Source organism: Exiguobacterium sp. s132 (genome assembly GCF_018617235.1).
GTDB classification, from domain to species: domain Bacteria; phylum Bacillota; class Bacilli; order Exiguobacteriales; family Exiguobacteriaceae; genus Exiguobacterium; species Exiguobacterium profundum.
The window spans coordinates 782,021-802,182 of record NZ_JACSJU010000001.1 but is presented as its reverse complement, the minus strand read 5'-3'; the positions used below and the strand labels follow the sequence as shown (position 1 = coordinate 802,182).

General features: G+C 48.1%; 22 protein-coding genes. 13 read left to right on the top strand and 9 right to left on the bottom strand.

The annotated features are described in order from the left end of the window. Positions 1 to 2: 2 nt before the first annotated feature. A complete protein-coding gene (parC, locus tag KNO78_RS04105) occupies positions 3 to 2,408 on the top strand; it encodes a DNA topoisomerase IV subunit A (protein ID WP_214690891.1) in 2,406 nt (801 codons plus the stop codon). A gap of 32 nt (positions 2,409 to 2,440) precedes the next feature. On the opposite strand, the gene KNO78_RS04100 is transcribed toward parC, so the two are convergent. Beyond that, positions 2,441 to 2,953, bottom strand: a complete 513-nt coding sequence (locus KNO78_RS04100; RefSeq protein WP_214690892.1) for a DinB family protein — start codon at positions 2,951 to 2,953, stop codon at positions 2,441 to 2,443. Between the two features lie 124 nt (positions 2,954 to 3,077). Between KNO78_RS04100 and KNO78_RS04095 the strand changes: the two genes are divergently transcribed. Genes KNO78_RS04095 through KNO78_RS04085 form a run of 3 tightly spaced genes read left to right on the top strand, consistent with a single transcriptional unit; the run spans position 3,078 to position 4,888 of the window. After that, a complete protein-coding gene (locus KNO78_RS04095; protein WP_159562321.1) occupies positions 3,078 to 3,695 on the top strand; it encodes an NUDIX hydrolase in 618 nt (205 codons plus the stop codon). Between the two features lie 11 nt (positions 3,696 to 3,706). After that, a complete protein-coding gene (locus tag KNO78_RS04090) occupies positions 3,707 to 4,420 on the top strand; it encodes an MBL fold metallo-hydrolase (RefSeq protein WP_214690893.1) in 714 nt (237 codons plus the stop codon). Between the two features lie 15 nt (positions 4,421 to 4,435). Further along, the gene (locus KNO78_RS04085; RefSeq protein ID WP_012726325.1) at positions 4,436 to 4,888 is read left to right on the top strand and encodes a GNAT family N-acetyltransferase; all 453 of its coding nucleotides are present in this window, start codon (positions 4,436 to 4,438) and stop codon (positions 4,886 to 4,888) included. 132 nt (positions 4,889 to 5,020) lie between these two features. Here the strand turns inward: KNO78_RS04085 and KNO78_RS04080 are convergent, their stop codons facing one another. Further along, entirely contained in the window at positions 5,021 to 5,548 is a 528-nt protein-coding gene (locus KNO78_RS04080; RefSeq protein WP_374193973.1) for a GNAT family N-acetyltransferase, read from the bottom strand. A gap of 270 nt (positions 5,549 to 5,818) precedes the next feature. Here KNO78_RS04080 and KNO78_RS04075 point away from each other — a divergent pair, with 270 nt between their 5' ends. From KNO78_RS04075 to KNO78_RS04055, 5 genes are all read left to right on the top strand, one after another. Further along, positions 5,819 to 6,667 (top strand): transporter substrate-binding domain-containing protein, encoded by an 849-nt coding sequence (locus KNO78_RS04075; RefSeq protein ID WP_214690895.1) that lies wholly within the window; start codon positions 5,819 to 5,821, stop codon positions 6,665 to 6,667. 7 nt (positions 6,668 to 6,674) lie between these two features. Beyond that, positions 6,675 to 7,373, top strand: coding sequence for an amino acid ABC transporter permease (locus KNO78_RS04070; protein WP_214690896.1), 699 nt, complete (start codon positions 6,675 to 6,677; stop codon positions 7,371 to 7,373). A 113-nt stretch (positions 7,374 to 7,486) separates the two neighbouring features. Then, positions 7,487 to 8,395 carry an AAA family ATPase gene (locus tag KNO78_RS04065; RefSeq protein ID WP_012726321.1) on the top strand — a complete coding sequence of 303 codons (909 nt, stop codon included), beginning with the start codon at positions 7,487 to 7,489 and terminating at the stop codon, positions 8,393 to 8,395. Between the two features lies 1 nt (position 8,396). After that, the gene (locus KNO78_RS04060) at positions 8,397 to 9,425 is read left to right on the top strand and encodes a DUF58 domain-containing protein (RefSeq protein WP_012726320.1); all 1,029 of its coding nucleotides are present in this window, start codon (positions 8,397 to 8,399) and stop codon (positions 9,423 to 9,425) included. After that, on the top strand, positions 9,422 to 10,399 hold the full coding sequence (locus tag KNO78_RS04055) for a hypothetical protein (protein WP_214690897.1): 978 nt from the start codon (positions 9,422 to 9,424) through the stop codon (positions 10,397 to 10,399). Before KNO78_RS04060 ends, KNO78_RS04055 begins: the two co-directional genes overlap by 4 nt. 43 nt (positions 10,400 to 10,442) lie before the next feature. Here the strand turns inward: KNO78_RS04055 and cls are convergent, their stop codons facing one another. After that, complete coding sequence (gene cls, locus KNO78_RS04050) at positions 10,443 to 11,909, bottom strand: cardiolipin synthase (protein WP_214690898.1); 1,467 nt, start codon at positions 11,907 to 11,909, stop codon at positions 10,443 to 10,445. 110 nt (positions 11,910 to 12,019) lie between these two features. Between cls and KNO78_RS04045 the strand changes: the two genes are divergently transcribed. Beyond that, positions 12,020 to 13,240 (top strand): cation:proton antiporter, encoded by a 1,221-nt coding sequence (locus KNO78_RS04045; protein WP_214690899.1) that lies wholly within the window; start codon positions 12,020 to 12,022, stop codon positions 13,238 to 13,240. Positions 13,241 to 13,287: 47 nt separating this feature from the next. Here the strand turns inward: KNO78_RS04045 and KNO78_RS04040 are convergent, their stop codons facing one another. After that, positions 13,288 to 14,076, bottom strand: coding sequence for a LysM peptidoglycan-binding and 3D domain-containing protein (locus tag KNO78_RS04040; protein WP_214690900.1), 789 nt, complete (start codon positions 14,074 to 14,076; stop codon positions 13,288 to 13,290). Positions 14,077 to 14,284: 208 nt separating this feature from the next. Between KNO78_RS04040 and KNO78_RS04035 the strand changes: the two genes are divergently transcribed. Together KNO78_RS04035 and KNO78_RS04030 are read left to right on the top strand one after the other, a co-directional pair. After that, positions 14,285 to 14,545: a DUF1294 domain-containing protein gene (locus tag KNO78_RS04035; protein WP_159562313.1), complete on the top strand. Its 261-nt coding sequence runs from the start codon at positions 14,285 to 14,287 to the stop codon at positions 14,543 to 14,545. Between the two features lie 152 nt (positions 14,546 to 14,697). Further along, positions 14,698 to 15,492: a helix-turn-helix transcriptional regulator gene (locus KNO78_RS04030; RefSeq protein WP_214690901.1), complete on the top strand. Its 795-nt coding sequence runs from the start codon at positions 14,698 to 14,700 to the stop codon at positions 15,490 to 15,492. Positions 15,493 to 15,506: 14 nt separating this feature from the next. Here KNO78_RS04030 and KNO78_RS04025 read toward each other — a convergent pair whose 3' ends face one another. Continuing rightward, positions 15,507 to 16,265: a glucose 1-dehydrogenase gene (locus KNO78_RS04025; RefSeq protein WP_214690902.1), complete on the bottom strand. Its 759-nt coding sequence runs from the start codon at positions 16,263 to 16,265 to the stop codon at positions 15,507 to 15,509. A 185-nt stretch (positions 16,266 to 16,450) separates the two neighbouring features. On the opposite strand from KNO78_RS04025, the gene KNO78_RS04020 reads away from it, so the two are divergent. After that, the gene (locus KNO78_RS04020; RefSeq protein ID WP_214690903.1) at positions 16,451 to 17,287 is read left to right on the top strand and encodes an alpha/beta hydrolase; all 837 of its coding nucleotides are present in this window, start codon (positions 16,451 to 16,453) and stop codon (positions 17,285 to 17,287) included. Positions 17,288 to 17,323: 36 nt separating this feature from the next. Here the strand turns inward: KNO78_RS04020 and KNO78_RS04015 are convergent, their stop codons facing one another. The 4 genes from KNO78_RS04015 to KNO78_RS04000 form a co-directional block, all read right to left on the bottom strand. Then, positions 17,324 to 18,277 carry an alpha/beta hydrolase gene (locus tag KNO78_RS04015; protein ID WP_214690904.1) on the bottom strand — a complete coding sequence of 318 codons (954 nt, stop codon included), beginning with the start codon at positions 18,275 to 18,277 and terminating at the stop codon, positions 17,324 to 17,326. Beyond that, on the bottom strand, positions 18,270 to 18,824 hold the full coding sequence (locus KNO78_RS04010) for a helix-turn-helix domain-containing protein (RefSeq protein ID WP_031423702.1): 555 nt from the start codon (positions 18,822 to 18,824) through the stop codon (positions 18,270 to 18,272). The genes KNO78_RS04015 and KNO78_RS04010 overlap by 8 nt, the downstream gene beginning before the upstream one ends. A 120-nt stretch (positions 18,825 to 18,944) precedes the next feature. After that, positions 18,945 to 19,208 (bottom strand): excalibur calcium-binding domain-containing protein, encoded by a 264-nt coding sequence (locus tag KNO78_RS04005; protein ID WP_159562307.1) that lies wholly within the window; start codon positions 19,206 to 19,208, stop codon positions 18,945 to 18,947. Between the two features lie 114 nt (positions 19,209 to 19,322). Next, a complete protein-coding gene (locus tag KNO78_RS04000) occupies positions 19,323 to 20,147 on the bottom strand; it encodes an SDR family oxidoreductase (RefSeq protein ID WP_214690905.1) in 825 nt (274 codons plus the stop codon). Between the last annotated feature and the right edge of the window lie 15 nt (positions 20,148 to 20,162).

The following is a 20,162-nucleotide window of genomic DNA, read 5'->3' as shown; positions in this document are numbered from 1 at the left end:
CGATGTCGACGATTCAACACATTTTAAACCTATCTCTCGAACAGGTCGTTGGAGACCGGTTCGGGCGTTACTCAAAATATATCATCCAAGACCGCGCCTTACCGGACGCACGTGACGGACTCAAGCCTGTACAGCGCCGGATTCTATATGCGATGCACCACGAGGGGAATACGAACGATAAGCCGTATCGGAAGTCTGCGAAGACGGTCGGGAACGTCATCGGGAACTATCACCCGCACGGTGACTCGTCCGTCTATGAGGCGATGGTACGTCTCTCGCAAGATTGGAAACTCCGGTATCCGCTCATCGACATGCATGGGAACAACGGATCGATGGATGGTGACCCGGCGGCGGCCATGCGTTACACGGAAGCCCGTCTCTCGAAGATTGCGGGTGTCATGTTGACGTCAATTGCGAAGAATACGGTCGATTACACGCCGAACTTTGACGATTCAACGGAAGAACCGCTCGTCTTGCCGTCGCTCCTCCCGAACCTGCTCATGAACGGAACGACAGGGATTTCAGCCGGTTATGCGACGGAGATCCCACCGCATAATTTGACAGAAGTCCTCAACCTTGCCATCGCACGTTTGAATGGCCAGGTCGATATCGCTAAAGATGCGCTCGAGTATGTCACAGGTCCTGACTTCCCGACCGGGGGGACGGTCATGGGTAAAGACGGTATCCTAAAGGCGTTCGAGACCGGTAAAGGGAAGGTCATCATCCGGGCGAAGTCCGAGATTGAGCAATTAAAAGGTGGCCGTGAACAGATCACGATCACAGAACTTCCGTATGAAGTGAATAAGGCGAACCTCGTCAAAAAAATGGAAGAGCTCCGCCTCGATAAAAAGGTCGAAGGCGTCGCAGAAGTCCGTGACGAAACAGATCGGACGGGACTTCGGGTCGTCATCGAATTGAAGAAAGAGGCCGACGCAGAAGGTGTGCTTCACTTCTTTTTGAAGCATACGGACTTGCAACTCGCCTATAACTATAATATGGTCTCGATCGTGAACCGGACGCCGAAGCAGATGGGAATCATCCCAATCATCGATGCCTATTTGAAGCATGTCGAAGAGGTCGTGACGCGCAGGACGACGTTCGAACTCGAGCAGGCGAAGAAACGTGCTGAAATCGTCGATGCCTTAGAACAAGCCATCTCGGTCCTCGATGAGACACTCGAATTGATCCGTTCCGCCAAAGACAAGGCGGACGCGAAGAAGAAACTGATGGAGCGGTTCTCATTCACGGAACGACAAGCCGAAGCCGTCGTCATGCTCCAATTGTATCGACTCACGAATACGGACATCGTCGAGTTGCAAAAAGAAGCAAAGGCGCTCCAAAAAGAGATTGCCCGCCTCTCAAACATCCTCGACGTGGACGCGACAAAACGGAAGTTGATCGTGAAAGAACTTACGGCATTGCGTGACGAGTTCGGAGATGACCGTCGTTCGGTCATCGAGTCGGAAGTTGAGGAATTAAAACTGAAGACGGAAGTTATGATTGCTGTCGAAGAGACGATGGTATTCGTCAGCCGTGACGGGTACGTCAAACGTGCCTCGATGCGTTCGTATGGAGCGTCGAGTGACGTTTTACCGGAGATGAAAGAAAAGGATCGTCCACTCCTTACGACTCAAGCCATGACGACGGACCACTTGCTCGTCTGGACGAACAAGGGCAGCTACCTCCTCATCCCGATCCATCAGATTCCAGAATCGAAGTGGAAGGATGCCGGACAACACGTGGCCAACCTCGTTCCGATTGAAGGGGAACAGGTTATCTCGGCAGACGTCGTCTCGACGTTTGATACGGACGCCCATTGCCTCTTCGTGACGAAAGACGGGATGGTCAAACGTACACCGTTACGCGACTACGACGCGCAGCGGAAATCGAAACCACTCATGGCCTTGAAGCTGAAAGGTGACGACGAGGTCGTCTTCGCCGGGATCAGTGACGGTCCAGGGCAGTTGTTCCTTGTTTCAGAGCGTGGATACGGGCTCTGGTTCAAAGAGGATGATGTCCCTGTCGTCGGACAGCGGGCAGCCGGTGTGAAGGCGATGAACCTGAAAGACGGTGACCTCGTCGCCGATGCCTTTTCCTTCTTCACACCACCATTATTCGTTCTCGTGACGCAACGGGGAGCGGTCAAGAAGATGAAGCTCGAGGACCAGTTCGACTGTACGAACCGCAACCTTCGGGGGACGATGCTCATTCGTGAGGTCAAATCAAAACCGCACCAAATCCGTCGTGTGCTTCCGGTACATGGGGATGAGACGCTTCATATCGTTGGGAAAGAAAAAGCAAAGCAAGTGAAGACAAAAACCCTTACGCTACTCGATCGCTATGCCAACGGCTCGTTCGTCTTTGACGAAGACTCGTTCGGTGAAATCGAGGACGTGTATCTCGATTAATCAAAAGACCTGTGATTTGGCTGATTCGCCGTTCACAGGTCTTTTTGTCGTAGCCATGTCTCTAGATCGTGTTGTTGTCGTCGATGGTGCCGCGTGTGCATCTCGATGAGTTTGAACCATTCTCTCGCATTCAGCCAGCCGAACCCACCGTGAAGCGTCTTTCGATTGTCATCTGCATCGTTCAAACGGGATTCCAACGTATCCATCTTTGAGATTAAGATGGTCATGCGTTCTCGCAATCGATCTTTCGAGTCAGTATTGTTCGGTGGTTGATTCATCTCAGGTGGGAGCTCGATTTTTATCGGTGGAAAGTCTCCCCGTTCGAACAACTTTTCTCCAAAAGACGTCTTCTCTCCACCGAGTTCACCCTCACCACGTAGGCAGCGGTCGGCCTCTTCTAAATACTCCTCTGCGACCAAAATGAGATGGTCAAACATTTGTCCAATGGACCAGATGCTCGGGGCATGCTTGTATCGCAAGTCGGACATGGTATAACGTGCGAGATCTTTTCTGAATCTGATTAATTCATAGCGTATCCTCAACATCTCACCTCCATTTTCTTTTAGTATACGTGATTGAAAACTGATGTCAGAGAATGTGAGTTATGAAAAGGAAGAATGCATCAATTTGCCGAAAAAGACATGTAGGACAAAAGATAGGGGGATCTATATGTCTCAATGGCTGACGTGGGCGAAACGGATTCAGGCGCTGTCTCAGGCCGGTCTGACGTTCACGCGTGATCAATATGACCGAGAACGGTACGAAGAGTTACAAGAAATCGTAAGAGAGATGTATGAACGGCACTCGGACTTATCGAACGAGGCTATCTTACAACTCGTTCATGTGGACGGTTATCCGACTCCGAAACTTGATGTGCGAGGCGTCATCTTCAAAGATGACCGAATCCTGCTCGTGAAGGAGCGGTCAGATGGGTTGTGGACCTTACCCGGCGGTTTCTGTGAAGTGAATCGCTCTCCTGCCTCGAATATCATCAAAGAAGTAGAGGAAGAGGCTGGCCTGGATGTGATTCCAGTACGGTTGCTCGCCTTGTTCGATATGCATGAACATCCACACCCACCTCTCTCGGAGCATTATTACAAGCTTTTCATCGAGTGTGCACTGATTGGTGACGGGGAGGGGAGCGCCGGCGTGGAGACGAGTGACGTCGGTTTCTTTGAACGAGACGATTTACCTGAGCTCTCCCTTGCCCGCAATACGATCGAACAGATTCATATGTGCTTTGACGCGCATTGGCAAGAAGAAGACTGGACCACTTTATTCGACTAGGAGGCTCAATGATGCAAGTAATACGATATGGACATATCCATCAACTGACCTTTTACGCTCCCGTACTACCAATCAACGTTCAACTGTTTGAGCATGAGCTCGGACTCGTCTTGATCGACACGGCGCTGGAGCGGAACGCGACCGATATCCTGTCGTATATCGCCGAGCTAGACAAGCCACTCCTCGCGATATTGTTAACGCATGCTCATGGGGATCATGTCGGTGGGGTGGACACCATCAAAGCAGAGCATCCGCTCGCTGAACTCTTCATCTCCCGACGTGATGCCCGCCTCTTATCGGGAGATCGGTCGCTAGAGGAAGAAGAGCAGAATAAGATTCGTGGTTCTTTGCCGACGATTCGTTCTACACCGGATGCGGTACTAGAGATTGGTGAGCGGTTATTCGGTTTACGTGTCCTCGATGCAGCGGGTCATACACCAGGATCGATTGCGTACTATGACGAGGTAAATCGGGTATTATTTGCAGGTGACGCTTTTCAAACTCAGGGAGGGGCAGCGGTGGCTGGAGATGTTCGGCCGTTATTCCCATTACCAGGACTCGCGACATGGAATCGGTCCGTTGCGGTCGAGAGTGCGGAGCGGCTAGTGGACTTGTCACCACTCCTTACTTTCGTCGGGCACGGTCCGCCACTCAAAGGGACACACCGGCTCTATTTGGCGTTGAAACGGGCGAAACGGAAGCAGGCGAGAAAGTTTATCCGTTAACGGGAGGGTTGCACCATGCAGCTGAAAGAAGTTGCCATTCATCAATTTGAGCAAGCCCAACAGATGCTCGAGATTCAACGTAACGCTTATGCGGTCGAAGCGGAACTGCTCGGGTTTGACGAAATCCCGGCGCGCTATGAGACGATCGATGTCATTCAAAACTTACCAGGCACGAGTTATGGCTTATATATCGAGGAGCGGTTGATTGGGTTTGTCACGGTGGAAGCATCTGAGAAAACTGTTGAAATCACGAAACTATGTATCGACCCGACATACTTTCGGGCGAGACTGGCGACGACGTTACTCGAACACATATTGAGCATTCACAAAGGAAAGTTGATTTACGTGCATACGGGCAAGCATAACGGACCGGCGAAGCGTCTGTATACGAAACTTGGATTTGAACCGAGTGCCGAATTCGAACCAGAACATGGCGTCACATTGATCCGATATACGCATACGTCTTAAATTCAAATCTCATCTCACTATCATAAGTATACTAAGATAATGAGATGAGTTATTATTTTTACTGATAATATATGTTATGTAAACTAATAAAACGAGAGCAAAAAAATTGCTCTACATGGCAGTTCCCTATCCTTAAAAAATCTTGTACCAGTACAAAGTCAATTCGATTTGTGGATTCGCGTATTGTTTAATCGAGTCGACGCCTCCAAGTTGAAATCCCTCTCTTTCATAGAAACGGCAAGCAATGAGATTATCGTTCTGCGCTTCAAGCGATAAGCCGATCAGTTGTTTCTCATTTGCCCAATGTTCGGCCGCCTCAAGCAATATTCTTCCGATTCCACGCTTACGATATGTTTGACGGACCGCGATATTTTCAATGTATGCAAATCGACTCCAATCCTTCACGAGTCGGATTTGTCCGACACATTCATCTGCATCCATCGCCAAAAACAGGATGCGACTATCATGTTCGATATATTGTTTCCAGTCTAACCGATCGTCCGGAAATGTTATCTCCGTGACTTCCTCATCTAATTCTTCGACATATGTCCATTTTCCATTCATATAACTTGGTATGATTCGACCGATGATTGGAAATGGATCATTTGCGTCATTTACAATGTGAATGTGCGATTCATCTAAGGCTATGATTCGAATCATATTCATCCGCTCCTACTCTATTGCGTATTTGTTCTTCATTCATCTCTTTTAACTAACTTTCAATCATTATTTTAAGGTCCATCGATTCTGTCTCAATTTAATTTTACTTCTGTATCATTGTTGTGAATTTAGCATTCATCGGAATGATAACGCTTTATGAATAAACGTTTCAAATTTTAAATTCACCTGTTTAAACTATGTTTCACAGTTGCTAGACCGCTGAAGTCATGCTATTTTTAGACAGATGAACCATCTTAAGGAGGAATTCTTGTGAAACGAACGACTAAAGGTTTGGCAGCAACTTTATTTTTAGCAATCCCTCTTGCCGCTTGTGGTGATGATAGCACGAATCAAGCAGATACGACACGCTGGGAAGAGATTCAAGAAGAAGGCACATTGACGGTCGGAACTGCCGGCACCCTCTACCCCGCTTCTTTCCGTGAAGAAGAGAGCGATACGTTGACAGGTTTCGATGTCGAACTCATGAAAGAAGTCGCCAAACGCCTTGATCTCGAAATCGAGTTCAAAGAAATGGCATTTGACAACATGTTAACGAGTGTTCAGAACGGTCAAATCGACATCGCTGCAAATGATATCTCGGTAACAGAAGACCGTAAAGAGAAGTTCGCCTTTTCAAAACCGTATAAATACACTTACGGGACTGCTATCGTTCGCAAGAGCGACCTCTCTGGAATTGAATCACTCGAGGATTTGAAAGGCAAGAAAGCCGCTGGTGAGGCGACGACTGTCTTCATGGATGTGGCTCGAAAGTATGGAGCAGAAGAAGTCATCTATGATAACGCCACGAACGACCAGTACTTGCGCGACGTTTCAACGGGACGGACCGATGTCATCTTGAACGACTATTATCTTCAAACGTTGGCACTTGCATTCTTCCCTGAGTTCGATATCACGATTCATCCGGATATCGCCTATAACCCGCAAGAAGTAGCATTTTTGATGGATAAAGAAAATGACGAGCTCCAGGAGAACATCGACCGTGTACTAGATGAAATGCTTGAAGATGGTACAGTCAAAGAACTATCTGAGCAATTCTATAATGGTGCCGATGTTTCGGTAGAACCTGACGTAGACGCAACAATCGTCGAAACGAAGTAATGTTGGCATGTCGTTCTCAGATGTCAAATGGGACGCCATCTTTGACGTAGACCTGGCGATCCAATCGTTTCCTTACCTGTTGGGCGGGTTACCGAATACGCTTTGGATCTCGTTCATCAGCATGTTTTTTGGTCTCCTGTTTGGTCTTTTGTTGGCGCTCGGGAAGTTGTCTCCGACACGACTCCTTCGCTATCCGTCGACTTTCTATATCTCGTTCATGCGCGGAGTCCCCATCTTGATCATTCTGTTCATCCTCTATTCGGGATTCCCGTTCATCGGAATCGAGTTCGCCGCTTTGACGGCAGCCATTCTCGGATTTAGTCTGAATTCTGCCGCCTATATCGCTGAGATCATCCGCTCCTCGATTCGCGCGGTCGATGACGGACAGGTTGAGGCGGCTCGTTCACTCGGGATGGGGAAATGGTTGACATTGAAGGGGGTCGTCTTACCGCAGGCGACACGGATCGCCCTTCCGCCGCTCTCGAACGTTTTTCTCGATCTGATTAAAGCGAGTTCGCTCGCTGCGATGATCACGGTACCTGAGATTTTCAACAAGGCCAAAATCGTCGGTGGTCGGGAGTTCGACTACATGACAGTGTATATCGTCGTGGCGTTGATCTACTGGGCAATCTGTACGTTCATGTCCTTCTTCCAAGAATGGCTCGAACGTCATTTTGAACGATATTTAGATACTCCGAAACGTTGACTGACTGGCTTATGCCGGTCGGTCTTTTTTAGTGAAATGGATTTTTGATACATCTCCTGAACCGATTATGCTATGATTTTCTTAATTATCAGAAAAATATAGGGGGATTTTGAATGAACCATCCATGGGTTTCACATTTGAATGATCAAGTCATTGGTCAATCGAAAGCCATCAAGCTCGCTTCGATTGCATTACTATCGGGAGGTCACGTTTTACTCGAGGACCGTCCCGGTACGGGGAAGACTACACTTGCCCGTAGTTTGGCAAGTTCGATATCAGCGACATTTCAGCGTGTACAGTGTACCCCGGATACATTGCCAAGTGATATTTTAGGAATGGAGTTATTCAATCCGACGACCGGAGCGTTCGAACGTCGGACGGGTCCGATTTTCACATCGATTCTACTTGTCGATGAGATTAACCGGACGACGCCACGTACACAATCTGCGTTGCTTGAGGCGATGCAGGAACGTCAAGTGACACTCGGGGAAGTGTCGCTCAAGCTACCGGAACCATTCTTTATGATTGCCACTCAAAACCCATTCGATGGACAAGGGACGTTTCCGCTCCCGCAGGCTCAATTGGACCGTTTCTTATTCAAATTGACACTTGCTCCCCTCTCGCGAGATTCCGAACGACGACTGATTCGCAATGAGCACCTCGCTTCAGAATCTTTCTCTCTGCAACAGGACGAATTGTTGAAGATGCAACAAGAGGTACGAGATGTCCGATTCCACGAGGCGATGGAGGATTACTTACTGGATTTGATGGAGTCACTTCGTCATCATCGTGACATCGAGGTTGGACCAAGTCCACGTGCGACGCTCGCGTATACGATGGCGGCTCGGGCTCATGCCTATATGGAAGGACGCGACTATGTCTCACCAGAAGATATTCGGGCACTCGCGCTTCCGATTTTAGGGCATCGAATCGTCTTGACGGTCGAAGCGTCGCTGAAGACGAAGCCGTCAAAGTTGATCAAATCTGTACTCGAGACCATCCCGGTCCCCTCAGAGGTGTAAGATGCAGTTAGTCAGCCCACGCTATCTCGAGTCCGGCTATATGTGGCTCCTGTTCGTCGTCGGGGTCTTTACGGCACTTTATGGGAACGTCTTGATTGCCAGTCTATTGATTGGATTCAGTCTCTATGCACTGGTCATGCCATCTTTTATGTTTCGATTGGCAGAACAAATCCATGTCGACCTCACTGAGGAGATGAAACTCTTTCCGAATGACGAGGCCGTCTATGTCTTGAAACTTGTGTCGACGGCAAAAGTCCCGCTTGGCGTTGTCCGCCTATCCGGCTATTTGCATCCCACCGTGGAATCAGAAGGACATGCGTTTTGGCGGCAGGAGAACTTTGTCGAGACGAATGCGACTGTCGACTTCACAATCCCGCTCCATGCGAAGAAGCGAGGTCCTATCCGCCTAGAGGCTATCGGGATGGAAATTCGAGATCCGTTACGCATGTTCTCGCTCTATAAAGAGGACTCACTCCCACGCATCGGCTATGTCTTCCCAGAGTTTTCGCCCTATCCGATTCCGAAACGTCCCCCTACTCTCCCAGGTGAGGAGATGGTTCGTCATAGTGCCTATCGTGACCCGGAGACGTTCCAATCGGTCACTCCATATCATGGGCAACCGATGCGACAGCTATATTGGTCTGCCTATGCGAAGACGGGCGAACTGCTGGCCCGTACCGAGCAACCGGTACAAGCAAATGAATATGTCATCGTCCTCGACTTGTTGACGAAGGATGGGCGTGCCCTCACCTATCAGATGGAGCGCCTCATCTCGCAAGCTGCCGCATTATGCCGTGATTTCGAGAAAGAAAATGCGAGTTACGGTCTGATTGTCCCGACGCTTACGAAGGATGGAATCACGTATGACCTTCAACCGGGAAGTGGTGAGGTACATTTTCGGAAGATTATGACGACGTTCGCTTGTCTGTCCGAGAGTGATTTTCCGCTTGCTCGCTCCTTGTTTGAGCGGAAGGTCGCCAAATACAGTGGGAATCAGTCGATTCTCCGCTTGGGGGGTGACGGTCAATGAGATGGTTATGGTGGGTCTTCGCAGCATTTTACATCGGGCACGTGTTTCCATTGCTCTTCTTATTGACACTTCGTCTCCCTCGGAATACACAACTGATTGTACAGACGTTCCTGAGCGTCGGTGCCCTTTATTTCTCTTATGAGATGAGCATCATGCTTTTGATTTTCACATACGTTCATGCCTTCATACGGACGTTGGATTGGACGGACCGTTACGCGATGGCGAGCGTATTGTTTTTAGTGGCGGACTGGTTATTCCCCCCGGCATCGCAATCGCTCGCGATGGTGCTCTTTCCGTTCATCTTTTTGATTTGGCAACGAAACCTGTATTACCGTCGCGACTACAAGCGGATGGTGACGATGTTGACCGTAGGCCTAGGCATCGGTCTGATTGTCTCTCTCATCATTCGTACGATTAAAGAGCTATTGTTTGGTAATGTCGTCGCCTGGATCACTCCATTCTTTTTGTGGATCGGGAGCTGGTTTGATGGAATCGTACTCGACCCGAATGATCGCGTAAACCGCTTCCTCGTACCGGATAATCCGAACCTAGATGCGGAGACAGTGGCGCAAGAGACATTGCTCGCGTCCGCATCGAATAACTCGCTGTTCTATATCGGAGTGTTTGTAATGATCTTGCTTCTTGGGGTAGGATTGTTCTTCTATCTGCAGAAGCGAAAAGACATCCAGGAAGATGGAATGATTCCTAGGAGTATTCACCACCCGACACTCTCAGATAAGCGGATCGTCCGCTCGCCTCGCCAGATTCGCCTTCTTGAGACGGGACGAAAGTTAGAACAGCATCACCCACGTCATCGAGAGGAGACGGTGGCTGATTGGTTGCAGCGAATCGAGTTCACGGACCACAGGCTTTATGCAGATTGGTTAGAGGCCGCAGAGTATGGGGACAAGGAAGCGCCACAAGCAATCAGTGATTCATTCGAACGACTCGTTGAACAAGTGAATAAACGCTAAAAAACATCCGGCAGAGGAGTTCCTTCTGACCGGATGTTTTTCATTATAAAATTGGACTGAGAAGGCGGGACACGCTCTCTTTGAAGCGAATCCAACGTGTCCTCGATTCATATCGTTCGATGGTTAGCCGCTCAGCGCGTGCCTCGTCTCGCTCGAACGCATCGATGACGGACTGAGCGACGTCTTTGTCGAAGACGAGCGCTGAAATTTCAAAGTTGAGGCGGAAACTTCGGGCGTCGATGTTCGTCGTCCCAATTGATGCGACTTCTCCGTCGATGACGAGCGTTTTCGCATGAAGGAAACCTTCCTCATACGTGAACACTTCTGCTCCGTAACGTACGAGCTCCGCAGCGTTCGCATAGGTCGCCCAGTAGACAAACATATGGTCGGGCTTGTTCGGGATCATCAGTTTGATCTTAGTACCCGCCATCAGGGCGATTCGACAGGCATCAAGGAAACTTGCATCCGGGATGAAGTAGGGAGTCTGGATATAGATACATTCTTTCGACTGGGTGATCATTTTGACGAGCATATTCTTTAAATGCTCCGTCGACGAGTTTGGACCCGATGTCACGATTTGAACCGGGGACGCATGACGAGCAATCCCTTCGATTGGCCAAACAAAGTCGTCTTTCTGTGCCTTCGTTCGTGTCGGGACAGAGCGATTCCAATCCAGGATGAAACGTTCGAGCAATTCCTTAACGGCGTCGCCTGAAATTCGTAAGTGAACATCTCGCCAATAACCGAAATGCTCATCCTTTCCGAGATACTCATCCCCGACGTTGAAGCCGCCGATATAACCAAGTTCTCCGTCAACGACGCAGAGTTTTCGGTGATTTCGATTGTTGACGCGGAAGTTGATGCCGAGTTTGGACGGAAAGAACGATTTGACTTCCCCACCGTGGGCCAGCAGGTCCTTAAAGTGTTTGTGCCTCAGTCCCCTCGAGCCTACCGCATCGTAGAGGAGTCGGACACGTAATCCTTGTTTTGCCTTTTCGGTCAATAAGCGAATTAACGATTGACCCAGCGCATCGTTTTGGATGATGTAATATTGAATGTTCACTTCTTTCGTCGCCTGTTCGATATCTCGAAACAGTTGATCAAACTTCTCTTTTCCGTCGTGAAGGACGTCGATATCGTTCTGGAAAGACATCATCGCATTCGTCGATACGAGATTCAATCGTGCGAGTCGTCGGTGCTTCAATAGAAGTGGATGATTGAACGGTGCCATGGATTGGTCCAATTGGTCAAGTTGCTCCGCCACATGATGATGATACGCTTCACGTTTCTCTTCTTCGACTTCATAAAAGTTTTGAGATTTGATCAATCGACCGAAGAAGATGTAGACGAAGAATCCGATGAGAGGCAAGAAGAAGAGGACGAGTAACCACGCCCAAGTCGTTCCAATGTCACGCCTTTCAAAAAAGATAATGGTGATTGCAAACGTGAGGTTAAGCAATAAGATGAGCCAAGTCATGATGACGATAATGAGTCCGATAGTCACTTCCATGGTATCCCTCCCTTTCTTTCAATTCTTACCCGAAATCAAACAATCTTAGCAAATGTTTTTCCTGATTTGGGTATACATTAATGAAGAAGTGAAGAAACGGGGGGAAGCTTATGGAAGACATGATGATTGGGTTCAGCTTACTTGTCCTCATCGGTGCACTTTCGCAGTTACTCGCTTGGCGATTTGACTTTCCAGCCATCTTGATTATGACGGTTGCAGGGATTCTAGTCGGACCGATTTTCGGTTGGTTGGAGCCGGATCGGATACTCGGTGAGCTTTATAGCCCACTCATCTCCATCGCGGTGGCGCTCATCCTGTTTGAAGGAAGCCTCAGTCTCGAATTCAGGGAGATTGACGATTTGCGGAGATCAATCTTTCGTCTCGTCACGGTCGGGGTATTCGTTTCTTTTATCTTGACCTCGATTTTGCTCATCATGGTTGGAGATTTTCATTGGTTGCCAGCATTTACGCTCGGTGCCATCTTTGTCGTGACCGGACCGACCGTCATCATTCCGTTACTTCGACAAGCTAACTTGTCCGCACGCCCAGCTAAAGTCTTGAAATGGGAAGGGATCATCGTCGATCCTCTTGGCGCCTTGATTGGACTCTTTGTCGTTCGAGTGGGATTCATCTTCTATCAAAACGACGGGCTCGCGAGCCACTTGCCATTTTTTTGGTCCTGTATCGTCGCGATCGCCTTTGGGATTGCCGTTGGACATCTATTAATTCGTTTGTTCGGGAATGAGAAAGTCCCTGAATATTTAAGAACAACCCTCACGTTCTCTGGGGTCCTCCTCGTATATTCAATCAGTGAATGGGTCATGAGCGAGGTCGGGCTATTGGCTGTAACGGCAATGGGATTGACGATGGCAAATTCAAAGCATGGACATATGCATATTCTGAAACAGCTTCGTGAGTTTAAAGAGAACATTTCGATTTTACTGGTTTCGACAGTCTTCATCATTCTGACGGCAAGTTTGACACGTGATAGTTTACTCGCCATTTTCGACTGGCCTCTCCTCTTGTCGATTCTCGGAATCTTATTTTTTGTCCGACCGATCTCGGTGCAGACGTCGCTCCTCGGTTCTCCGCTATCCGCTCAAGAGCGGGCACTCATCAGCTGGATTGCCCCTCGAGGTATTGTTGCGATGACGGTGACCGGTTTCTTTGCACAAGAGATTGCCGAACTGGGAATTGAAGATGCGGAACGGATGTTGCCAATCACACTCGGTTTAGTCGTAACGTCTGTCGCCCTACATGGATTGACGATTAAACCACTCGCGAAGCGACTCGGACTGACGAAAGTGAAGAATCCTTGGGAGAAGGTATAGACAAAAAAAAGACACCGCCCGATGGCAGTGTCTTTGATCAGCTTGAATTAGTTCAAGACTTTGATTGTGATTGATTGGCGACCGAAAGCAAGTGCTTGCTCTTGTGTCGGCATCAAGATATCGATTTTGTTTCCTTTGATGGCACCACCAGTGTCTCCTGCGATGGCTTCTCCGTATCCTTCAACCCATACTTTAGAGCCGAGCGGAATGACAGAAGGGTCAACCGCGATGACTTTTTGGTTCGGGTTCGAACGAACGTCGATTCCTGTCGCTGTGATACCAGAACATCCTGCACAATATGGTGTATAAGCTGTCGCTTCAACTGTCATTGTCTGACCTGAAGCCGGAGCTTGGGTTTGCGTTGTAGACGATGCAGTTTTTGTTACAGGTGCTGATGTCGATGTCTTCGGTGCTGTTGTCTTCGCATCGTTCGCTACAGATGCAGCGGCTGCACCTTTCACGGCGAACTCTTGTCCAGGGAAAATAAGATCTGAATCAAGACCGTTCCAAGTCATCAATTGATTGACAGTGATCCCGTGGTTCAATGCGATACGATAAAGTGTATCACCTGATTTAACTGTATACGTTTTAGATGCAGTAGAAGCTTGTGATTTTGCTTCTGCCTTTCCAAGTTTCAAGACTTGGTTCGGATAAATCATATTTGAGTTTAAGCCGTTCGCTTGTTTGATGTCGTTTACAGAGACGTTGTTGTTCACGGCGATACGATAGAGTGTATCTCCAGACTGAACTGTGTGTGTTGATGCTGCCGAAGCTGGAGCAGCGACTCCTAAACTAAGGCCAGCGAGTGCCGTTAGTGTCAATAGTGGTTTTTTCATAAGAATATTCCTCCCTTTTCTAACGCCCCCTTACTGTAACACCTGTATATTTCACAGCGATTACAGGACGATATGAGAGTGTTATCAGTTCATTTACAGAACAATTCACGAGGATGAGAGGTTTCTGAAAATTGTTTCAATCTATTGAAACGGCTTCACAGAGCCAATTTAAGATATACTATAGAGAGAAAAAAGGAGGTTTTGGTCTTTGGAACTATTACTGCTATATTACATTGTGACTAATTTACTAGCGTTTGTGTCATATTTTGTCGATAAACGACGGTCTCGTGTCGGAGCTTGGCGTATTTCTGAGCGGACATTGTTGACGATGGCATGGATCGGTGGAGCGTTCGGTGCCTATTTGGCGATGCGCGTCTTTCGTCATAAGACGCTAAAACCGAAATTCCGAATCGGAGTGCCTGTTGCAATTCTCGTGCATGCTGCGTTTACCGGTTGGCTGATTTTTTAAACTATTATATAGAAGAAACTCGATTGTATCTTTTAATGAACGATGATTAAAAATGTCAGATTCGTCCCAGTTCATGCTCATTTCAAAGTGTTTCTCCGTGAACAATCGAAATGAAATGTCGGGAAATTTCCGAAACGAGGAGGATGGCTCTTTTGAAGAGTATCGAGATGATTCGTCACGGATCATTGACATTAAAGGTGACTGATCACTTCACTGTTCTTTTTTGCAAGTCTGGGATGTCCGTGATTCGAGTGAACGGAGTAAGCCTCACCCTTCATCCAAGAGAAGCCGTTCTCTTGGCACGAGGACAAAGTGTCATGGTTGAGAAAATCGAGGAAGCGTCACCGATGAGGTTACTCGAATTTGATCCGACTGCTTTGTTCCATCCCGAGTTGGCGAAGCGATATGTGACGCCATATCTAAATACTGAAAAGTCCATACATATGATAAAACCGGAACGAGGTCATCAATCTATTATTCAGACGATTGAACGGGCCGTTCAACATTTATCTGCGGACGGTCCACTCGCATTGATGGATGCGACACTTCAATGTACAGTCATCTGGCGCTACTGGATTCAGCAAGAGACTGAAACGATGAAGAATGAGAACAAACGGGAAAGTCTTCGTCATATGCTTGCTTATGTCGACGCTCATATAGAGGACAGACCGACATTAGCCCAAATCGCTCATGCGGGCAGTGTGAGTCGAAGTGAGTGCTCTCGTTTGTTTGTATTCTTTGGAGACACATCTCCTATTGCGTATGTACAGATGAAGCGAATGGAGCGGGCCGCCACTTTATTAGAAGATTTGACGGAAGGTATCGCAGACATCGCCAATCGCCTGAGCTACTCAAGTGTCAGTCACTTCGTACAGACATTCAAAGCACATCATGCAATCACCCCGCTCGCCTATCGAAAACAATACCAAAAGAAAAGAGCCGAATAACCGGCTCTTTTCTTTTATCTTGCGGTCCACCCACCATCGGCTTTCAAAACATCTCCATTCACGAAGCTCGAATCATCCGATGCTAAAAAGAGGGCGACGTTCGCTATTTGCTCTGGTTCTCCCATCGGGGCTTCCCCCACCGCTTGAATGGCGCGCATCCCAAGTTCGCTCGGTGCTGTGATGGTTGACCCAATATTCGTATTGACGCCACCCGGTGCGATGGCGTTTGCTCGAATCTTACCGAGCGTGCCATGTGTCGCCGCGATGTTCTTCGTCAATCCGATTAACGCATGTTTTGAGGCCACATACGCTGCACCACCTCGTGTACCGAATAATCCTCCGACCGATGCATTGTTGATGATGACGCCACCCCGGTTCTGCTTCTCCATCACTTGGATGGCGGCACGTGAAAGTTTCATCGGTCCGGTCAAATTGACGCCAAGGACACGGTCCCATAATTCATCCGTCACTTCTCCCACCGTCATGAAGTTGTCCATGATTCCCGCGTTATTGACGAGAATGTCGACCGAGCCGAACGTGTCTTTCGCCGCATCGACGAGTTTGTCAATATCCGTTTGATTCGTCACGTTACCAGCAATGCCAAGAACTTCCCCACCCGCTGCTTTGATTTCATCAACTACCGCCTGCACAGCATCTTCATTCAAGTCGAAGGCGACGACTCGTGCGCCTTCTTCCGCAAACAGTTTGGCGATGGCTCGCCCCATGCCTGAACCTGCGCCAGTGACAATTGCCGTTTTTCCTGAAAGCTTCATTCCTCATTCCTCCTTTGAAAGGTCAGAACGTATACGATGTGTGATGACAGTAATCTGCCTGTCACTATGTTATACCCACATTTGGTTGCGAGCCTCCTGAGAAACATGGCGATTTTTCTTCAATTGACTCCCAGCAATCTTTATACTTGAATGGAAAGCACTCCATTATATAAAGGAGAGATGACGTGAGACAATTCCATGCAACCGTCCATGGTCAAGGTGAACCTGTACTTTTCCTTCCCGGTGGAGGATTCACTGGGTCACAAGGCCAATTATTTGCCGAAGCATTACATAACGATTTCGAAGTTCACCTGTTAGATCTACCTGGATTTGGTGAAAGTGAGGGACTACATACATTCGCCACGTCCAAAGTACTCGCGGACTGGGTCGAGACGTATCGAATCTCACGACACCTTGAATCGGTTCGACTAATCGGTCATTCGATGGGAGGTGCCATCGCCCTGGCTTATGCAGTCCATTATCCAGACCAAGTCAGGCATTTGATACTTCTCGACCAAGGACATAAACCGAACGCTATGCTACCATATCGGGAATATGGCATCTTCGGATTCGCCTTACCGCTTTTACGTCTACTGTATCACCATTCACCACGACGCCTCTTGAACTGGATTGAAACGAAAGTGAATAAGAGTGACCCCACGTTTTCTGAAGAGCGGTTCCAACTGTTCTGTCGACGAATCGGGGTCGAGCCGACGTTATCGATTCGTTCTGCTGTCGAGCAATCGGCCCGTCTTTCGACCGGTGGCTTACACTTGTTGTTTGGTTATGATGGATTGGATTTTAAGGACTTGTTACGACGCGTCCAAGTCCCGACGCACCTGTATTATGCGGATTTCACGGGAATTGATTTGAAGGAGGCGAAGCGAACGCTCCATCATGTCAAACGAGCGGAACGACTGCTTCATCCTTCTGTACAATTGATTGCCGTACCAGGTGGACACTTCGTTCAATGGAGCCGTCATTTCTCGATGGAAAACGTTGAGCGGTTCTTACATACATAAAACAAGACAGCGGAGAGGTTTCCGCTGTCTTGTTCGTCATGATGCCCAGTCGTGGCGCTTTAGCCATTCGTGAAGTTGATGCTGTAGCTCAGGATGGAGCGGTTCACTGAGTTGTGAACGATATTGTTTTTTCACGTCCAAAATACTCATCTCACCATCGAAATGTTTCAACATATGGTCCATGTCCTTAATCTTTTGTACCTCGATATGCTCTACGTGAAGTGCAGCGAGCTCATCTAGATGCTCGACGCCCGTTTGAACGTCCCGGTCTCCTGTCAGTGCGAGCGTCGGAATGTTCAATTGAACCAATCGTTCTCGAAGTGACACGTCTGTGTGTGCAAGATGCTCCCGTAACCATTTGGCAGGGAACTTCATCAGCTGGATCCGCATCGTATCCTGATCCGTTGCTGTGACGCGCTCGAACAGTTTTTGTTGTTTCCCGACGACCGACTTCTCATTCAAGCTAAAGCGAAGCAGTTTACCCTTGATCCCTTTCGTACGTTTCACTACATCGAGTAAGGCATGCGCCTGTTCCTGCATGCTCGTCTTCAAGGCGACACCGGCACCAGACAACAGGATGAGACCAGAAACGGATTCACGTTCTGCTGCGAGTGTCGCGACGATACATCCTTCGCTATGACCGAGCAATAAAACGTCTTGTGAGACATGGTCATGAGATTTCAGATAACGGACGACCGCCGACACGTCATCAACGAGTCCTGTCAGACCGACGCTATGTCGATTGCCACCACTCTTGCCAATCCCCCGTTTGTCATAGCGTAATGTGATGAATCCTTGGATCGTCAGCCATTCTGCTAAGTCTTTATACAAGTTTGACTTGAAGCCGGTACCGTTTCCGTCACGGTCCAATCCTCCCGTCCCTCCGATGAGGACGATGGCTGGAAAGGACGACCGTTCCTGATCGGGTGTCGTTATGGTGGCAGCAATGGTTGTTTCCCCTTGAATCAACACATTTTCTTGTTTATACATCATCCATCTCCTCCTTTTCTTCTACCGGCATGAACGCGTAGGAGAATTTCCGCAACGTACGTTCTTCAGATGGTTCATGCTCGAGCACTCCCTCTAAGAGATCGTAGAGACCTCTTAGGAATCGATCACTCTCGGCATCAGACAGATAAAGTGGGATACTCCGAAAGCCGACCTTGTCTCCTTGAAGGTCGATTTTGTCCCGCTTTAAATAGTCTCCGAAATCCATGAGCAGTGACATCGCGAACGTGTAACATATTTTATATAGTTGTTCACGATCTTCCTCTTCGACGACTTGATTGACAGCGGTCAATGGATTGTTTTGAATCGCGTACACTTTTTCATACACCCCACGTACTTTGTTCTCACTTGCGACAGATAAAATCTCGTCTTGTACCATCTTGTTGATATGGCGATAGAGGCTCGCTTGGGGCACATCGGGAAGCAACTTTGCCAACTCTCCGGTCGTCACTTGCTCGTTCATGAGAACGTGCTGAAAAATTTTCATGCGAATCGGGTTTAACAGACTTTTTAAAACGTCTTGATTCATCATCTTCACCTCATTATTATCATATTTGATAATATTGTTACTTATGATAATATCATGCGTCCGAATATGTGTCTACGTCCATATAAAAAGCCGCCCTCATTGGCGGCTATATACATGTTCTTATCTCTCACAGGCGATTCCATCTTTGTCGCGATCACGTGCTTTGTTCGCGTCATATAGTGCTTTACTTACATATGGCGTGTAACGTGTCTTACCACCTTTATTTTTCGTCGTCTTTGACTTGGCTACACCACCTTTATACGTTTTGTTTAACTCTGTACAGTTTTTAAATGTCTTGACCGCTGCATCTACTGATTTTGTCGGTGTTGAAGACAATCCGATGACTAGAATGAATGTTGAAAGTGCTAGCATGACTTTTTTCATGAAATCCCTCCTCTTAGATGGTATATCGGGTAATTTTGTGTGAGTTGAATCATTCTCAAAACGACATAAAAAATCCTTCTCATTTTCTATAGAAAACAAAAAGGATATGATTCATTATTTCTTTTCAACGACACCTCGGACAATCGCGAAGAATACCCGGTTCGGAAGATAACGCTTGAGGGCAATCAAAAGGCCCGCTTGTTTACCTGCTGGATAACGGAGTCGTTTCTTCCGTTCGGTCGCGGATCGCCAAATCGTCTCAGCGACAACGTCTGGACCTTCGGCGTTCGCACCAGCGGCATTCGTGTTATGGAGCGCAACCTCTGTGTAGCCATCATATACATCGAGCGGTTGGTCACGGACGAGTTCTTGGGAACGACCGTAAAAGTCTGTCTTAATCGGTCCCGGCTCAATCAATTTCATGTCGATATTGAAAGGTGCCAACTCGAACTGGAGCGATTCGATGAATCCTTCAATCGCCCATTTTGAACTGTGATACAAGCTGTAAATTGGGAATGTGATCTGTCCACCGACGGAGGAGACGGTCACGATCCGTCCGCTCCGCTGTTTACGAAAGTATGGCAGTGCTGTCCGGATCACATTCATGACCCCGAATACGTTCGTATCAAATTGCCGTTGAATCTGTTCGGGAGAGGCTTCCTCGAAAATCCCTACCGCTCCATACCCAGCATTGTTCAACAACACATCCATCGTTCCGTGATCCGAGACGATTTGTTTAAATGCCTCTCGGATACTCGTCTCGTTCGTCACATCTAGTTGATAGAGAGACACCCCTTTTAGGTGAGACAGTTCTTGATGATCTTCAGGTCTTCGCATCGTAGCGGCGACATGCCAGCCTCGTTTGCTGAACAGTTCGACCGTCGCTCGGCCAATTCCGCTCGATGCTCCTGTGATGACAATCGTTTGTTTTTGGTTCATATTCATTCCCCTTTA

What these genes read in the sequence shown, in the direction of transcription:
- parC (WP_214690891.1), top strand. Translation starts at nt 3, where the DNA reads ATGTCGACGATTCAACACATTTTAAACCTATCTCTCGAACAGGTCGTT.
- KNO78_RS04100 (WP_214690892.1), bottom strand. Translation starts at nt 2,953, where the DNA reads ATGTTGAGGATACGCTATGAATTAATCAGATTCAGAAAAGATCTCGCA.
- KNO78_RS04095 (WP_159562321.1), top strand. Translation starts at nt 3,078, where the DNA reads ATGTCTCAATGGCTGACGTGGGCGAAACGGATTCAGGCGCTGTCTCAG.
- KNO78_RS04090 (WP_214690893.1), top strand. Translation starts at nt 3,707, where the DNA reads ATGCAAGTAATACGATATGGACATATCCATCAACTGACCTTTTACGCT.
- KNO78_RS04085 (WP_012726325.1), top strand. Translation starts at nt 4,436, where the DNA reads ATGCAGCTGAAAGAAGTTGCCATTCATCAATTTGAGCAAGCCCAACAG.
- KNO78_RS04080 (WP_374193973.1), bottom strand. Translation starts at nt 5,548, where the DNA reads ATGATTCGAATCATAGCCTTAGATGAATCGCACATTCACATTGTAAAT.
- KNO78_RS04070 (WP_214690896.1), top strand. Translation starts at nt 6,675, where the DNA reads ATGTCGTTCTCAGATGTCAAATGGGACGCCATCTTTGACGTAGACCTG.
- KNO78_RS04065 (WP_012726321.1), top strand. Translation starts at nt 7,487, where the DNA reads ATGAACCATCCATGGGTTTCACATTTGAATGATCAAGTCATTGGTCAA.
- KNO78_RS04060 (WP_012726320.1), top strand. Translation starts at nt 8,397, where the DNA reads ATGCAGTTAGTCAGCCCACGCTATCTCGAGTCCGGCTATATGTGGCTC.
- KNO78_RS04055 (WP_214690897.1), top strand. Translation starts at nt 9,422, where the DNA reads ATGAGATGGTTATGGTGGGTCTTCGCAGCATTTTACATCGGGCACGTG.
- cls (WP_214690898.1), bottom strand. Translation starts at nt 11,909, where the DNA reads ATGGAAGTGACTATCGGACTCATTATCGTCATCATGACTTGGCTCATC.
- KNO78_RS04045 (WP_214690899.1), top strand. Translation starts at nt 12,020, where the DNA reads ATGGAAGACATGATGATTGGGTTCAGCTTACTTGTCCTCATCGGTGCA.
- KNO78_RS04040 (WP_214690900.1), bottom strand. Translation starts at nt 14,076, where the DNA reads ATGAAAAAACCACTATTGACACTAACGGCACTCGCTGGCCTTAGTTTA.
- KNO78_RS04025 (WP_214690902.1), bottom strand. Translation starts at nt 16,265, where the DNA reads ATGAAGCTTTCAGGAAAAACGGCAATTGTCACTGGCGCAGGTTCAGGC.
- KNO78_RS04015 (WP_214690904.1), bottom strand. Translation starts at nt 18,277, where the DNA reads ATGTATAAACAAGAAAATGTGTTGATTCAAGGGGAAACAACCATTGCT.
- KNO78_RS04010 (WP_031423702.1), bottom strand. Translation starts at nt 18,824, where the DNA reads ATGAATCAAGACGTTTTAAAAAGTCTGTTAAACCCGATTCGCATGAAA.
- KNO78_RS04005 (WP_159562307.1), bottom strand. Translation starts at nt 19,208, where the DNA reads ATGAAAAAAGTCATGCTAGCACTTTCAACATTCATTCTAGTCATCGGA.
- KNO78_RS04000 (WP_214690905.1), bottom strand. Translation starts at nt 20,147, where the DNA reads ATGAACCAAAAACAAACGATTGTCATCACAGGAGCATCGAGCGGAATT.